At 38.9% G+C, this 15,543-nt stretch carries 14 protein-coding genes; 9 read left to right on the top strand and 5 right to left on the bottom strand.

The window, feature by feature from the left end; genetic code table 11:
• Positions 1-7 precede the first annotated feature (7 nt).
• Positions 8-253, bottom strand: a complete 246-nt coding sequence (locus tag BM380_RS00920; protein WP_090492370.1) for a hypothetical protein — start codon at positions 251-253, stop codon at positions 8-10.
• A 348-nt stretch (positions 254-601) separates the two neighbouring features.
• Here BM380_RS00920 and BM380_RS00925 point away from each other — a divergent pair, with 348 nt between their 5' ends.
• From BM380_RS00925 to BM380_RS00935, 3 genes are all read left to right on the top strand, one after another.
• Positions 602-1,900, top strand: coding sequence for a porin (locus tag BM380_RS00925; RefSeq protein ID WP_090492372.1), 1,299 nt, complete (start codon positions 602-604; stop codon positions 1,898-1,900).
• Between the two features lie 182 nt (positions 1,901-2,082).
• Complete coding sequence (locus BM380_RS00930; protein WP_013465126.1) at positions 2,083-2,928, top strand: HDOD domain-containing protein; 846 nt, start codon at positions 2,083-2,085, stop codon at positions 2,926-2,928.
• Positions 2,929-3,135: 207 nt separating this feature from the next.
• Entirely contained in the window at positions 3,136-3,546 is a 411-nt protein-coding gene (locus tag BM380_RS00935; RefSeq protein ID WP_013465125.1) for a hypothetical protein, read from the top strand.
• A 74-nt stretch (positions 3,547-3,620) separates the two neighbouring features.
• On the opposite strand, the gene BM380_RS00940 is transcribed toward BM380_RS00935, so the two are convergent.
• Positions 3,621-4,520, bottom strand: a complete 900-nt coding sequence (locus BM380_RS00940; RefSeq protein WP_024601610.1) for a LysR substrate-binding domain-containing protein — start codon at positions 4,518-4,520, stop codon at positions 3,621-3,623.
• A 124-nt stretch (positions 4,521-4,644) separates the two neighbouring features.
• Here BM380_RS00940 and BM380_RS00945 point away from each other — a divergent pair, with 124 nt between their 5' ends.
• The 3 genes from BM380_RS00945 (at position 4,645) to BM380_RS00955 (ending at position 6,863) form a co-directional block, all read left to right on the top strand.
• Positions 4,645-5,097: a DoxX family protein gene (locus BM380_RS00945; protein WP_058154782.1), complete on the top strand. Its 453-nt coding sequence runs from the start codon at positions 4,645-4,647 to the stop codon at positions 5,095-5,097.
• 78 nt (positions 5,098-5,175) lie between these two features.
• Positions 5,176-6,126: a glutathione S-transferase family protein gene (locus tag BM380_RS00950; protein ID WP_024601612.1), complete on the top strand. Its 951-nt coding sequence runs from the start codon at positions 5,176-5,178 to the stop codon at positions 6,124-6,126.
• A gap of 29 nt (positions 6,127-6,155) precedes the next feature.
• On the top strand, positions 6,156-6,863 hold the full coding sequence (locus tag BM380_RS00955) for a pirin family protein (protein ID WP_090492373.1): 708 nt from the start codon (positions 6,156-6,158) through the stop codon (positions 6,861-6,863).
• 72 nt (positions 6,864-6,935) lie between these two features.
• Here BM380_RS00955 and BM380_RS00960 read toward each other — a convergent pair whose 3' ends face one another.
• Positions 6,936-8,978, bottom strand: a complete 2,043-nt coding sequence (locus tag BM380_RS00960) for a methyl-accepting chemotaxis protein (RefSeq protein ID WP_090492375.1) — start codon at positions 8,976-8,978, stop codon at positions 6,936-6,938.
• Positions 8,979-9,183: 205 nt separating this feature from the next.
• Between BM380_RS00960 and helD the strand changes: the two genes are divergently transcribed.
• On the top strand, positions 9,184-11,307 hold the full coding sequence (helD, locus tag BM380_RS00965; protein WP_090492377.1) for a DNA helicase IV: 2,124 nt from the start codon (positions 9,184-9,186) through the stop codon (positions 11,305-11,307).
• Positions 11,308-11,353: 46 nt separating this feature from the next.
• Here the strand turns inward: helD and BM380_RS00970 are convergent, their stop codons facing one another.
• Complete coding sequence (locus tag BM380_RS00970; protein ID WP_024603123.1) at positions 11,354-12,523, bottom strand: MFS transporter; 1,170 nt, start codon at positions 12,521-12,523, stop codon at positions 11,354-11,356.
• A gap of 317 nt (positions 12,524-12,840) precedes the next feature.
• Positions 12,841-13,788: a sodium-dependent bicarbonate transport family permease gene (locus tag BM380_RS00975; RefSeq protein ID WP_090492379.1), complete on the bottom strand. Its 948-nt coding sequence runs from the start codon at positions 13,786-13,788 to the stop codon at positions 12,841-12,843.
• 124 nt (positions 13,789-13,912) lie between these two features.
• Here BM380_RS00975 and BM380_RS00980 point away from each other — a divergent pair, with 124 nt between their 5' ends.
• Complete coding sequence (locus BM380_RS00980) at positions 13,913-14,857, top strand: LysR family transcriptional regulator (RefSeq protein WP_024603121.1); 945 nt, start codon at positions 13,913-13,915, stop codon at positions 14,855-14,857.
• Between the two features lie 122 nt (positions 14,858-14,979).
• Positions 14,980-15,396 (top strand): hypothetical protein, encoded by a 417-nt coding sequence (locus BM380_RS00985; RefSeq protein WP_090492381.1) that lies wholly within the window; start codon positions 14,980-14,982, stop codon positions 15,394-15,396.
• Positions 15,397-15,543 lie beyond the last annotated feature (147 nt).

A 15,543-nucleotide genomic window follows, 5' to 3' on the forward strand; every position in this document is an offset into this window, starting at 1 on the left:
GGTGAGTTTAAAACTTAGGACACAAAGCGTGGCTAAAGCCTTTTTCGGTTAGCAAAAAAGTGGCGCTGGGCGTCGAAAATATATATTCCTCATGAAGAAGAAACGCAATTGTTCCTTTTATTTGCTCACCGTGATGATCTGAGGCATCGCTAATTAATTGTTCAGGATCTAACTGGCTTGGGCTTGGAAAGTTATTATAAAGATGCTTAAAAATTAACGTAGCAATTGTGTTAAAGGTATCGTTATTTTTCATTTTTGGAGAATCCTTAATTTATATATGTAGCAACAAACTGGCTGTTTTAAAAATGATTTTTAAATAATAACACATTAAAAATAGGTACATGATCATCCTACTATTTTTTTAAGCTTTAATTTTGCAAGCTGCTGCTTTCATTTATTAAAATGATGATTAATTGTCATGCTTACCCTGCTAAAAAGTAGTTTGTGTGTTGCTGTTGTGTTGCGCAAAATCACAAGGTGTAATTGAAGAGTTGTAAAAATACGTTATCATTGTAAAACAACATGTAAAATCAAGCAGGTACTTAGCTCACGCTGACCAAGTTCGAGTTAATAATATCAACAAGGCAAGCAAGGACAAATTATGACACCTATGAAACCTTTAGCACTAGCAGTGGCTATGGTTGTTTTTTCACATCAGGCACATGCAGATACAGATCTTGATAAAGTAAAGCAGCAATTAAGCAGTTTACAAAAACAAGTGGAAATGCTGCAAAAGCAACTTGCAAAAGCAGAGCAAAAAAGTGAAAAGACAATCGAACGCACCATTGAAGTGAAAGAAGATACAGCTGAAGTTAAAGTAGCTAAACATGAACACAAGCCTCAGGGAATTAAAGTTGGTGGTGCTGTTCGAACCAACTACAGCCATACTTCGTATGATGACGATAATAAAAATCGCGGCGGCGATTTTGACTTTGATATTTTTCGTCTAAATTTCTCAGGCGATGTGGGTGATGTAAAACTAAACGCTGAAATTCGTTTTTTTGATTACATGACAGCTGTTAAATACGCCTATGCTGCTTACGATTTTGCTGATGATTGGCAAGTTCAAGCAGGTATTACTCAGGTTCCTTTTGGTAACTGGCCTTACAATTCACATAACTACTTTTTCAGCACTAACTATTACGTTGGCCTTGAAGACGACCACGATTTAGGGGTGTTATTTAAGCGTAAAATTGCCGATAACTGGCAGCTTGATTTAGGTTTTTTCAAAAATGATGAATTAGGTGGTGTTGATGGTTATGTAGATAACCGCAGCGATCGCTATTCTTACGACATTGTTGGCTTTAGAGAAGCTGGAGATGGTGTTTATGCCGAGCCAACTAATGCTATAGGCGAGTACAATACGTTCTCAGGTCGTTACGGCTACCACCTAGAGCATGAGGGTGGTAAAACTGAAATTGGTGTGTCAGCGCTTTCTGGTGGCTTGCATGATGGTGTTGACCGCGCAGGTGACTATAACGCATGGGCGCTTCACTTAAACAGTAATATGGGCCCTTGGAACTTGCAATTACAACATGGCGAATACAATTACGATATTGATAACGTAAACCGTATTGCTGTAGGCGCTTACTCGTTTTACGATAGCATGGCAGCGGAAGCAACCATGTCGAGTGCAAACGTAGCATACAGTGTGCCGGTGCAATGGGGCGCAGTAACAAACTTACAGTTTTATAATGACTACAGCGCTATTTACGACAAATCAGACAACAGCAAAGATACCTGGATGAACGTAACCGGTTTCTCGGTCGCTGCAGGTGGTTTATTTACATACTTTGACTTAGTTCATGGTAAAAACATGCCGTTTGTTGGTGGCTCATTAGCGGGCGATAGCAGCGAAACTGAACGCCGCTTCAACATTAATATTGGCTATTACTTCTAATAAGCTAGTATTCAAAGCACACGTCTATATACTGGGCGTGTGCTGCTGTCGTTTTAAAAATTATTTTTACCCTACCAATTTCAGCACCTACAAATTGATAAATCTCTAATCAACTTCTAGTATAAAAGTTCAAATGGAATTAAATAAATAATCCATATAGCTTAGCTGGAGGCTAGACATCGATGTTTGTCGTTAATGAGCAGGTATTATCTGATGTAAACAAAAACTTTATTATTCCCCCAAAACCGCAAATTTTAGATGATCTTGATAGATTAGCACGTCAAAATGAGCCGTCTTTAATGGCTGCTGCAGATATAGTTGCTAAAGATGTGGCCATATCGTCTGCTATTTTAAAAATTGTTAATTCACCCGCTTACGGCTTAGTGCGAAGCATTGCTGACATAAAACAAGCCATCATGTTTTTAGGTTGGAATGGCATAGAAGCACTTATTCCTGCGCTTAAATTAAAGCAAATGTTTTTACAAAAAACATGTTGTATTAGTTTAGAGCGTTTTTGGGATAACGCGTCTGAAATTGCTAATGTAAACATGATTGTTGGGCAGCGAGTAAAAAATAAAATTCCAGTTGAATACTTATACACTCTCGGTTTATTTCATGATTGCGGCATAGTTCCGATGGCGATTAAATATGACGACTACGTCAATGTGCTGCATGGTTCAAATAGAAGCAGTAAAGAAAGTTTAGTTGATATTGAAGATCGTGTTTATGGCGCTAATCATGCCATTATCGGCTATTACTTAGCATCGAGTTGGCATTTACCAAGAGATATTTGCCAGCTTATTCTACGCCATCATGATTTAAGTTTACTTGAGGACACATCCGATCCTAATCAACAGCTCTGTTTTTGTGTGTTAAAGCTCTCTGAAAGCATAGTAAATAGTATTTTACGTGATGAAAAAATTAAAGATTGGGAGCGCCTTGAACCGTTTATACTTAAAAAGTTAAATATGTCTGAAGACGAATACATTGATTTACAAGAAGAAGTTATTGATTACTTAAATCAGTAAATAATCATATCGGGTTTGCAGCCTAGTTAAACGAGCGGTTATTTGTCGCTTTTATTAAAACGAATATGCTCAGTTTAATTAGACTAAAGTCTATAGGTTAGTTTTTTTCACTTATTGGTTTGTTTTTAATCGTTTGTCGAGATTAAGTAAACACTCTAAAGTTTAGTTGTCGGCAACAAGCACGACTAACCAAATAGGAAACTAATCATGAAACGCTCACTTATCAAAACCATCGCTCTTGGCTCTTTATTAACTTGCTCAGCTGCTGTAATGGCTGATCAAAGTGACTACAAGTTAATGGTTATTGAAGAGGCTGCAACAGCCCCACAAGAATTCGAAGTTGCATTTAACAGTTGCGCATTAAATGTAAAATCAAAAAACTACAGCCAAGCTGAAGAAATTTGCTCAAAAGCAATTACATTATTACAGCAAAGTACAGGCCCACGTTTTAAAGTACGTGAGCTGACCTCATTTGCTTTAAGTAACCGCGGTGTTGGCCGTTTAATGGCTAAAAACGAAACCGCAGCGTTATCTGACTTTTACGAAGCACAGCAAATATCAGGTAACGAGTTAGTGTCGCACAATTTAACACGTGCTAAGCAAGATCTTGCTCTATAAAATCTATTAGTGATTAAAAAAGCCCATGCTAATTTAGTTAGCATGGGCTTTTGCATTTATGTAGTTGGCTTATTTCATGTCTGTAAATTATTGTCGATTAAAAGTTGAGTCAATTTTTTTAATCCTTTACCTTTGTTGGTTATTTTCCATGCAAGGTATAAGTCTTGAATAGGACGTGGTTCAATGAGCTCCACAACATGAAGTTTTTTAGCTTTAATATGTTCAGCAATAAGGTTTACTGGTAAATAACCAATCCCGATTCCCGATAAAATAGCGGTAATTTTTTGTTTTACGGAGCTTACATAAAAACGTTGACTACCTTCGATTAAATTAGCTGACCACGGAATACTTTGTTTTGCAGAGTCATGAACTATCACTGTGGTGTATTGACCAAGCTCACTAGGCTTGATGGGTTTTTGCTCTTTTGCTAAAGGGTGGGTTGGGTGAACCACAAGTACATTTTGAATATCCGTTATTTTCACTGCTCTGATCCCTTTTTGAGCAGGCACGGGGGCGGGTGCACCAATCACTAAGTCAACATTGTCTTCTATTAACGCCTCCCATGTACCGCTCATGACCTCTTCTTTTACATCAATTTCAATGCTTTTATGTTCAATTAAAAATTGTTGCAAAGCAGCAAAAACATTAGTTACGTCAATAATTGAGTCACAAGCAATCCGTATTCTAGGCTCCCAGCCATTAGCTATAGTTTGTGTTTGCTCCGATAAATTATTTATAGCATTGAGCACTTTACGCCCCTCGCTCAGTAAATGTTTACCTGCGGGGGTTAAAACTGCTCGCCGACCTTGGCGCTGAAATAAAGTTACATTTAATTGCTCTTCAAGTTTATTAACAATATACGACAGGGCTGATGGCACTTTATTAAGTTGCTCTGCAGCGGCTGCATAACTGCCACGATGCTCAATGGCGTCTAATACCAGTAAAGCTTCTATGCTAATAGGGGGTGTATTCATCATCATACCAAATATTAACTGTTCAAAATATTTGAACATATAAAGCAAATAATAGGAGTTATTTAATTTTAATTCAACTTATACAATAGCTGCATAATCAACAGAAACAATACAGGTAAACATTATGACGATTAAAAATATCACAGCTGCCATCACAAAAACTGAACAGTCTTTTGCAACACTACCATTAAGGCTTATTGCAGGATTAGTGTTTAGTGCTCATGGGGCACAAAAACTGTTTGCGTGGTTTGGTGGCTATGGCTTGGAAGGCACAGGGCAATGGATGGAGTCGATTGGCTTAGCACCGGGCTATTTAATGGCATTAATGGCGGGTGGCGCTGAATTTTTTGGTGGATTACTACTCATCGTTGGTTTGCTGGTGCGTCCTGCGAGTTTTGTACTGGCTATCACTATGGTGGTTGCTATTTTTACCGTACATATAGATAACGGCTTATTTATGAGCAACAACGGTTACGAGTTTGGTTTATCGTTGTTGGCAATTACCTTGGCCTTATTTATTCAAGGAGCTGGAAAGCTATCCCTTGATGGAAAAATTCATAACAAATTAAACCAATAAGCTGAGCATATAACTGATTGAACTTTAAGCTGCCAATCTGCGTAAGGTTGGCACATTCTACATACTTAGGAGACGGACATGGGATTACTTGTTAACGGTGAATGGGTCGATAAATGGTACGACACCGAAAAAAGCGACGGTAAATTTGTACGCCAAGACAGCCGTTTTAGGGATACTATTTCATCAGCGCCACAAAGCAAATTTACCCCTGAGGCGGGGCGTTATCATTTATATGTATCGCTGGCGTGCCCATGGGCGCACAGAACGATTATTTTTCGTAAATTAAAGCAGCTCGAAGACATTATTTCTATGAGTATTGTTGAAGCGCCCATGATGGAAAACGGCTGGGAATTTGGCGAGCAGGGCGATCCACTTTATAACTTAGATTACGCCTATCAATTATATTTAAAAGCCGATCCTAGTTATGAAGGGCGGGTTACTGTGCCGATTTTATGGGATAAAAAAACGCAAACTATTGTAAATAATGAATCAATAGAGATCATTCGTATGCTTAATAGTGCGTTTAATGAGCTCACTGGCAATACTGATGATTATTATCCAGAGCCACTTCGTGAAGAAATCGAAGCCGTGAATAACCGTGTCTATAACACCATTAATAACGGCGTATATAAAGCCGGTTTTGCTACTACACAAGAAGCTTACAACGAGGCTTACACCGCACTATTTGATAGTTTAGACTGGCTAGAAGCGCGTTTAGCTAAGCAGCGCTATCTCGTTGGTGATGTTATTACAGAAGCTGATTGGCGTTTATTTACAACCCTTATTCGCTTTGATGCGGTGTATCACGGGCATTTTAAGTGTAACCGTCAAAAATTAAGCGAGTTTCACCATATTAGCAATTACGTTAACGAGCTGTACCAAGTACCGGGTGTTAAAGAAACAGTCGATTTAGAGTACACAAAGGTGCATTACTATGTAAGCCACTTAACGATTAATCCAACACAAATAGTACCGCTGGGTGCAAAGCATCATTTTGATGCTCCACACGACCGTGAACGTCCATATTAATTAATGTTTATTCTTTTTGAGGAAAGACCATGATCAATCATTATCCAAAGAATAGTTTAGGCAGTGCCGATCACGGTTGGCTTAAATCTAAACATCATTTTAGTTTTGCACATTACTATAATCCGGCACGTATGGGCTTTGGTACATTACGCGTTGTTAATGATGATTGGGTTGCACCTGAAATGGGATTTGGAGCGCATCCACACAAAAATATGGAAATTATTAGTTTCATACGCAGTGGTGCCATTACTCATCAAGATAATATGGGTAATAAAGGCATAACCGAGCAAGGTGAAGTGCAGGTAATGAGTGCAGGCACAGGCATTGTGCATTCTGAGTATAATCGTACCAATGAGCCACTTACTTTTTATCAAATTTGGATTCAAAGTAATAAACAAGATGTGCCGCCGCGTTGGGAAAGTAAAAAATTTCCGACCGACGTAGCTAACGAGCTTACGCTTTTAGTGTCGGGTTATGCAGAAGATGCGGGTAACACCTTATTTATCAATCAACAAGCACGCATTTATGGTGGAAAGATTGCAAAAGGTACCACCATCACTCAGCGTATTGATCATCAAGCTTATGTACTTGCATCTGATGGTGTATTTACTGTAGATGACAAAAGCAGTGTAATTACCATGAACAAAGGGGATGGTGCTGAGGTCACTCATGCTGATTTTATCACGCTAACTGCAACAACAGAGTGTGAAATAATTATTATTGATACATTAGCCTAGGCTATTCGGCTTAGTTGGGTTTAACTTAATGGCGCAGTAAACACTGCGCCATTGTTTTAAAAACTTACAGCACTATACTTTAAAGCTATCTACTTGCGATTTCATTTGCTTGTAAAGCGCTGATACATTTTTTGACTGCAATGTTGTTTGCTCAGAGATTTGTTTCATTTGTGCTGACTGTTCTTTTAACGATACCAAATTTCTATTAATCTCGTTTGCTACATGGGATTGTTCTTGTGTTGCTTGTGCGGTTTCGGCCGACATTTGCTGCACTTTTTCAAAGGCGTGAGTTAGGTTGCTAAAAATACTAATAACGGCATCAAAATTACTGAGTGTGGCATTAGCATTTGTTTGACTGTTTTTAATAGAATCTGATGACGCTTTTACATTGTTATTTAAGCGTTGGATCATTGTATCTATTTCATCGGTGCTTTGTTGTGTGCGAGTAGCCAACGTTCTAACCTCATCAGCGACAACGGCAAACCCACGGCCTTGCTCGCCAGCTCTGGCAGCCTCAATCGCGGCATTTAACGCTAATAAGTTAGTTTGTTCGGCAATATTTCTAATGACCTCAAGTACAGACGTAATATCGGTTGAGCTGCTTTCTAATTCAATAGAATTAGATAAAGCCGATTGAATATCATTGATTAAATCTTCAATTGCTTTACTCGATACATCAATGGCTTGAACTCCTTGCTGTACCTGCTCGCTAGAAATATCAGCTTCGTGGGCGGTATTTTTAGCCAGCTCAGCCATTTGCTGGTTTGCCATATCCATTTCATGACCAGCGCTTACAATAGAGTCAGACGCATTAGCAAGTTGCTGGGTCACGTCCATCGCGGTATCAGAGACATTATTAAGATCGCCGGTCACAGTACCTAGTTGAATGGATTGCTGCTGAATGTTTTTTATTATTTGCTGCAGGTGCGCTAAAAAGTTATCAAACTCATTACTCAGCTCACCGAGCTCGTCATGTGATGTAGTATTAATTCTTTGCGTTAAATCACCATCACCAGCGGCAATTTCTTGGATTCGTAGAGTAATATTATTTATATTGTCGGTGAGTTTTTTAGGGATGTAATAACCCACAGCTAAAGCAACAATAAAGGCAATAATAATGATAACAAACACAATTTTTTCAAAAAGTTGAATGCTAGCTTGCACTTCATGTTTTACTTTTCGGGCATAGGTTCGCGCTTCTTCGCCCGCTATATCAAGTATTTCTCTCAATTCATTAAAGCTTTTATCTGCTTGCGCTAAATTATCATCAATTAAGGCTATTTGATTAGCCGAACTTGAGTAAACTAACGCTTTTCCTTTCTCGTACCACTGTTGATAAAGTTGATCAAAATTAGCGTATTTTTGTGTCAGTTGTGGCTCATCAATTAAGTAGCTGCGGTAACTATTAAAACGACGAATAACCTGAGCTGCATTTTCTTCAAATAGTTTTTGGTTTTGTGCCAATTCGCCATGTTGGTTTACAATTTTTTGTTTTGCTAGTCGAGCTTGGTATATATCTCTATCTGCATTGAGCACCTCGGCCATTGCTTCTACATAGCGACTTAATAACTCTGAGCCGACTTTATCTTGCTGCTGTTTATTGGTATGGATGCGAAGCTCTTCACCTGCTTGATCCATCATTTCTCGTATTTGTAAAAATTCAGATTCAGTTTGATTCAAATCACTTTGCATTTTACTTTGTGAGTGACTCGAATCCATTAACGTTTTACTGTGGTCTAGCCATTGATTGTATAAAGGCTCAAAACGAGAAAAAGAGTCATGTTTTGACAATAATGCTTGTTCATCTTTTAAGTACGTTAAGTATTTGTTGAAGCGGTCTTTGACTTGTTCAGCGTTTTCTAAAAACTCTGCTTTATTGGTCTCATTATCGCCTGTGGCACTGAGTAGATTTTCCAGTGCAATACGTGCTTGGTATATGTCTCTGTCAGCATTTAAAATAACGGTAACGGCTTCAAAAAAGGTTTCGGTTTGCCTTTTCATCGCGTTGTCTTGTATGTAAGTAATTGATGCAATTGATACAAGTAAACCTGCAAGGATCAGTGCTAAAAAAGCAATAGGTAAAATAACTTTGGTTCTAATTGAGTTAATTCGCATGTTTCAATCCTTGTTAAATCACTGTATGTAGAGTAAATATTAGTCACAATAGGGAGTTATGCCAAGGAAATGGATAAATTGATTGTTGTTTTTTGTTCTACTTTAACGCGTTGAAAATTTTACCGCCAGATTTATTATCCTTACAGCGCGTATTACCTTAAAATAGCGTTAATTGGTTCATTTTTATAAAGGAATTCTGCTGTTAATGAATTCTATTTTCCCCAGCGTATTTGGCCGCCTGTTTACCCCACACCTCGCTGTTGATATTAATCAACAAGGTTTAGTCATTAACAACAAAAAGCACACAGATACACTGAATTGGTGCGATTTAACCTCGCCTATTTGTTATGAATATGGGGTGCTTGGACAAACACTACGTTTTTCAACAAAGTCTAGGCAGTATCGAGTGTGGATGAGGGCTTATGGCAGTCACCGAATACTTAAAGCCAAGACGGATCAGCTATGGGTCAATAATAATATTGAACCATTAAATGAGCTGCTAGAAAATATTAACCAATTTGCACATCATCAATTTTTGCGTCAATCCTATGTGGCAGATATAAAACAGCGCGTTAAACAACAATACAACCGCTGGTTACCTTGGATAAAAAAGAGTGAGGCATTGGCAGTTGTTAGCACGCAAATAAAACTGCTCGAACAATATAGTCAGTGGAGCGATTCATTAACTCGCTTTTTACAGCATAAATACACACAGACCCAGTTGCAGCGTTATGCTGGTTTTTTCGATAACGTTGAAGCAAACCCACTTACTGAAAAGCAAAGACGGGCATGCATTATTGATGACGATAATAACCTCGTATTAGCCGGTGCCGGCACAGGTAAAACCAGTGTAATGGTTGCGCGAGCGGGCTATTTAGTTAACAGTGAGCAAGCTAATTACGATGATATTTTATTACTCGCCTATGGTAAGCAAGCTGCCAGTGAAATGGACGAACGTATTAAAGCTAAGCTGAATACACAGGCTATAAAAACCGCTACTTTTCACAGCTTAGGTTTAACAATTATTAGTGAGGTTGAGAGAAAAACGCCTAAAATATCTAAACTTGCTGAAAACGAAAAAGCTAAAATAAAATGGGTTGAAGGGTGTTTTGAATCGCTTGCTAATGCTAAGCCACAGTATGCTAAAGCACTGGTAAACTATATAAATAACAATCTTAATGACGTTAAAAGTGGGTTTGAATTAAGCACTGCAAAGCCTAATCATATAGCGCTTCTACAAGAGATAAAAGCTGGCGGTTATTTAACCAAATTAGCGACTTTATTTAGTCAATTAATTAGCGTGTATAAAACAGCAAATATAACGCTTGAGAACGATTCAAAGCAGATACAGCAGGCTTGGAAATTATTAAAGCCATTACTAGCCAACTATAACCATTATTTACATACTCAAGGTGAAATAGACTTTGACGATATGATCCTCAAAGCCCTCGATTATGTTAATACAAGAAAGTTTATATCACCTTGGCGTTATATCATGGTTGATGAATTTCAAGATATATCGCCTACGCGTGCGGCGTTGGTTAAAGCGCTGCGCGATAGTAAGCCTAGAAGCTCTTTGTTTGTAGTAGGCGATGACTGGCAAGCTATTTACCGTTTTAGTGGTGCTGATATGCGCCTTACCACAGAATTTGCCGCACATTTTGGTTTTACCACACAAACCATACTGGATGTTACGTTTCGTTTTAATAATAAAATTAGTGAGGTTGCTTCATGTTTTATCATGAAAAACCCTGCCCAGTTAGCTAAGCAAATTAACTCATTATCACAAGTGACAAAGTCCGCTATTAGCGTATTAAAAACAGCGAATGTTGTCTCAAGCAAAAATACAAAAATAGCTGAGCTAAATAATGGGGCACTTGCCCATGTACTTGGCGCTATCAACACAAATAAGCCCGCTGTTGTGTATTTACTAGCACGCTATCGCTTTCAGTTACCTATTAAAGCCGATATTAACGCCTTGCAGCACACCTTTTCTTCATTACAAATTGAGTGTGATACCTTTCATGGTTCAAAGGGTAAAGAAGCCGATTACGTAGTTATATTAGGTATGCATGGCGGGCAATTTGGATTTCCGAGCACTAAGCCATCGCCTGCAATGTTAGAAGCTCTGTTACCCGCTAAAGATTTGTATGCCCATAGCGAAGAGCGACGCTTATTTTATGTGGCGCTCACTCGTGCTAAACACAAGGTGTTTATCATAAGTGATGACAACAACCGCAGCTGTTTTGTTGACGAGCTCATAAACGAGTATCAAATTGAGCTAAAAGAGTTAAAAAACATAGCTAGTAAAGTGGTAGCGCAGGTATAAACCGCTTAGTGGCAAACGAATAAGCTTAAGCGGTTTATTGCGTTAATTAACCTGCAACAGGGGTGTTACCTGTGGGTATTTTTTTCATACTTTTTATGAGCATATAAATACAGGTGGTAATTAAACAACCACCTAAATAAATAAGCACACCATGGCTTGCATCAGAAAAATGCGTTGCCAACAACGGGCCTAATACAGAGCCGACACTGTAGCTGAGCAGCATTATTTCAGTGGCTGACACTATTTTTGCCATAGGTAAGGAGTCGCACGCTAAAGTAATTGCAATCGGATAAAGTGCAAAACTACACGCACCTAATACAAAGTAACTTACAACTAATCCGCCAAAGCTATGTGCGTTTAATATTCCCATTACGCTGGCAGCACCAACAAAACAAAAAATAGCCATAAGTAAGCTTTTTATAATACGGGTTGATAAATAACTCACTAAAGGTTGCACCAGCATACCACCTAAAATAATCACCGCCATAAGTAAGCCGGTATATTGGGCTTGATCAGTTTGCGCGGCTATATAAACAGGTAATAACCCGTAAATAGGGCCTAGTAATAATCCTGATACTAAACAGCCTAAAATAGCAGGGCGGCTGAGAGTTTTTAACTCTTTAAGTGGCAGCTTTTGTAATTGCTGAGCATTAGGTTGGCCTGTGGTAATTAATAATGGAGCTAAAATAGCCAACGCCAAAAGGGCCACGACAAATAAATACGGTACGGCACCTTCAGTGCCAAGCGGTGTGATTGCTAATTGCCCCACAGCGCTGCCACCATATAAAGAGGTCATATATAAACCTAAGCGTTTAGCTCGCGCCTTAGGTGTATTCGCCATTAACAACCACGACTCGACCACTACAAATACTCCCGCAACAGCAATACCAGCAACAAAGCGAGCAATTAACCACATTGTGGCTGTAGGGGAAATGATCTGCGCAATAACACTGATGATCAGCAACATTAAAAATGCGATAAATGCCATACGGTGGCCAATTTTTACTACCACACGCTCAATACACAGCGCGCCAATAAGTAAACCAAAATAAAAGACGCTGGCAAGCCAAGGCGCAAGATCAATACTTAACTTAAAAGCACTCAGTGATAACGGGATCAGGCTCATTAAAAAGCCCGAAGCAATAGCAAAAAAAGATAAACCAATAACAGGGGCTAAAGGATTATTTGATTTACTATTAGCGGCAAGTTCCACCATTAGATTATTCCGATAAAAAGGGTTTAAATAATTGCTGATTTAGGTGTGATAGTGGCGCGATTATTTGAAGCAGGTTAATTTGGCTGCGAATTTATGCTGCTTTTTATACCAAGTAAAGTGTTTTTTAATTGCTCAATCAAAATAATTTTTAAAATGTTTTTTTACGTAAACTAATCGCTTAATTGCAATCTGATTGTAGAAATAAGTTAGCGTTTTTGTTTTATATTTGTTGATTTTTTAAAGAGGGTGATAACGTAGTAATGGCGGGGCATAGTTAAAAAATAAAAGCCCATGTTGGGCTTTTATTGGTGTTTATTTTAGTGCATGGCAAGCGCAAGCTTATGGTACAAACCAATACCAACAATCACATTAAACGGAAACGTTACCCCTAAAGAGCTGAGCATAGCTAGGCCAATATCAGCCTTGGGAACGGCTGCTTTAATTGCCGCAGGGGCTGCAATATAAGACGCACTAGCCACTAAGCTACCGAGTATCACTACCGAGCCTAATTCTAATTTTAATAGTGTGCCTACAGCCACGCCGATAGCACCTAAAAATAGCGGAGTAATGATAGCAAATGCAGCGAGTCTCCAATGCTGCCAAGGAAATGGGCGCAGAGTTTGCGCAGCCACTAAACCCATTTCAAGTAAAAACAATGCCAGTACTACTTTAAAACTACTGGTTAAAAGACTGGTTACTTGACTGCCTTGCTGTGTGCCATACATCATTCCGATGATCACACCGCCAACTAACAAAATCACGCTTTTGTTAGTAAGTGTTTCGTGCCAAAGCGCTTTGAGTGACAGTGTATTACTTTGGCTATGTTTTTTGTCGAGTTTACGATACAGCATTAAACCGACAATAATGGCAGGTAATTCGAGCATCACTAAATACAGTGTAACCTCAGCACCTACCTCTAATTTAGCTGACTCTGCATAAGCCAATGCAACTGCAAAGGTACCTGCGCTTACCGAGCCATAATGCGCAGCAATACTGGCGCTATTGGCCACACTGAGTCTAACAACATATTTTAAAATAGGGTAAAGAGTAAGGGGAATAAGACCACCGAGTAACATAACCGAGGCCATTTCAGGAAGAAGTTGCCAGCTTAAGTTACCATGCAGCACCATGCCACCTTTTAACCCTATGGTGAGCATTAACAATAGACTTAGTGTGTCATAAGTTGCTTTAGGTATCGCTAAATCAGAACGTAAAATCCCCGCCACTAATCCTAAAATAAAAAACATCACTACGATATCAGGCACACTGTTCTCCTTTTTGTTATTAGTTACTCAATTTGTTAAGCGGCGCTATTGTAAACCTATCTTTGTATAGCAAATAATAAAATGAATGATAGTATCTTATAGATAAAAATCTATGAGGTGAGTAATGAACATAAGGCAACTATCATTTAGGCTACTCGAAGTCTTTATGAGTGTAGTTAAAACCGGCTCCATTAGCGAAACAGCTCGGCAATTGCATTTAACCCAGCCTACCGTTTCTTTGCAAATTAAGCGCTTACAAGAAGCCGTTAATGAGCCTTTAATTGTTATGCAACAGCAAAAGTTACAGGTTACCGAGGCTGGCTTACAATTATTTAGAACTTGTGAGCAAGTGTTTGGGCACTTTGATGATTACCAAGACTATTTAGCCGAGCTTAAAGGCGGGGAGCGCGGGCGCTGTAAAATTGCCATGGTAAACACTGCACAATATATTTTGCCTAAGTTACTTGGGCCTTACAGTAATGCCCATCCCCATGTAGAGCTGCCATTGGAAATTGGCAACCGCTCTGCAGTGTTAGCGCGTTTTGAGCGTGGAGAAGACGACATTTATGTGTTTAGCCACCCACCATCACTTGAACATGCCCAAGCCGCGCGTTTTTTACATAACCCCTTGGTCTTTATTGTGCCGCTTGATCATCCGCTTGCCGATGTAAAAGCATTAACATTAGCTGATTTAATGCCATATCGATTTTTATTAAGAGAGCCAGGCTCTGCTACGCGTATGCTTTTTGAAAGCGAATTACAAAGCCGTGGTTTAGTCCTTAGTGATAGTGTGCAAATGGCCAGTAACGAAGCCATACGAGTTGCAGTTTCCTCGGGAATGGGGATTGCGGTGCTTTCCCATCATGTATTACCAAAAGGCGATAACAGTTTTAAAGTGCTCAATGTAACCGACACCTGCTTAGCCAGCCATTGGTATTTTGTAGTGCGCACAGACAGGCATATTTCTCATGCTGCGCGCAGCTTTTTAAAATTTGCCCAGCTGAATTTAGAGCAATATCTCGATAAGCAATGGGTGCGTAATGAGCTAAATGGGCTTAATTTAAAATAAAGATTTAAAGCGAAGCGAAAAAATATAAGTTGGTATTAAAGTTGCTGTAGTTATTCACATACAAGTATCTAAGTGAAAATAGTTAAAGATAGATACTTTAACGCAAAAATGGATTTGAGCTGATGACATCAATAACCTTTAAAAATCAATATAGTACTTATGTTAGTACAATAAATAAACCGGCAAAAGCTGACGAAGTTGCGGCAACTTCTGGCCCTGCGGCAACAGCTAAAACCAGCTATAGCGAACAAACGCAAATCGCAAGCGCTAAGCCACATGACAAAAGCTTTTTAGAAAATGCGCAAGAGGCGCTTATCTATCAACGATTAGGAGTTGATAAAGAAAAAATTGTTGAGTTAAAAGCAGCAATCGAAGCATTGGCAGAAAAACTTCAAGAGCAAGGTGCTGATATAGACACCATTAAAGAGCAGCTTGCAGAGTTACAAAAAATGCTGGAGCAAGAATACGAAAAAGGCACTGATCGAATGGCCATGCAACCTACGCATGAAAAAGGCAAGCTTGTAACCGCGTTAGCTTAGATAACGACACGTTGCAAGCTCATTTACTTCTGATTTTAAATAGATTTTAAGAATTATGCACAAAGAGGGCAATGAGACGCTGCGCTTTTAGAGCAGTGATCTAAAGCATATTTTTTATGGCTTCTCATTTTCTTCTCATTCAATTCT

This window comes from Pseudoalteromonas sp. DSM 26666, assembly GCF_900116475.1.
Classification (GTDB): domain Bacteria; phylum Pseudomonadota; class Gammaproteobacteria; order Enterobacterales; family Alteromonadaceae; genus Pseudoalteromonas; species Pseudoalteromonas tetraodonis.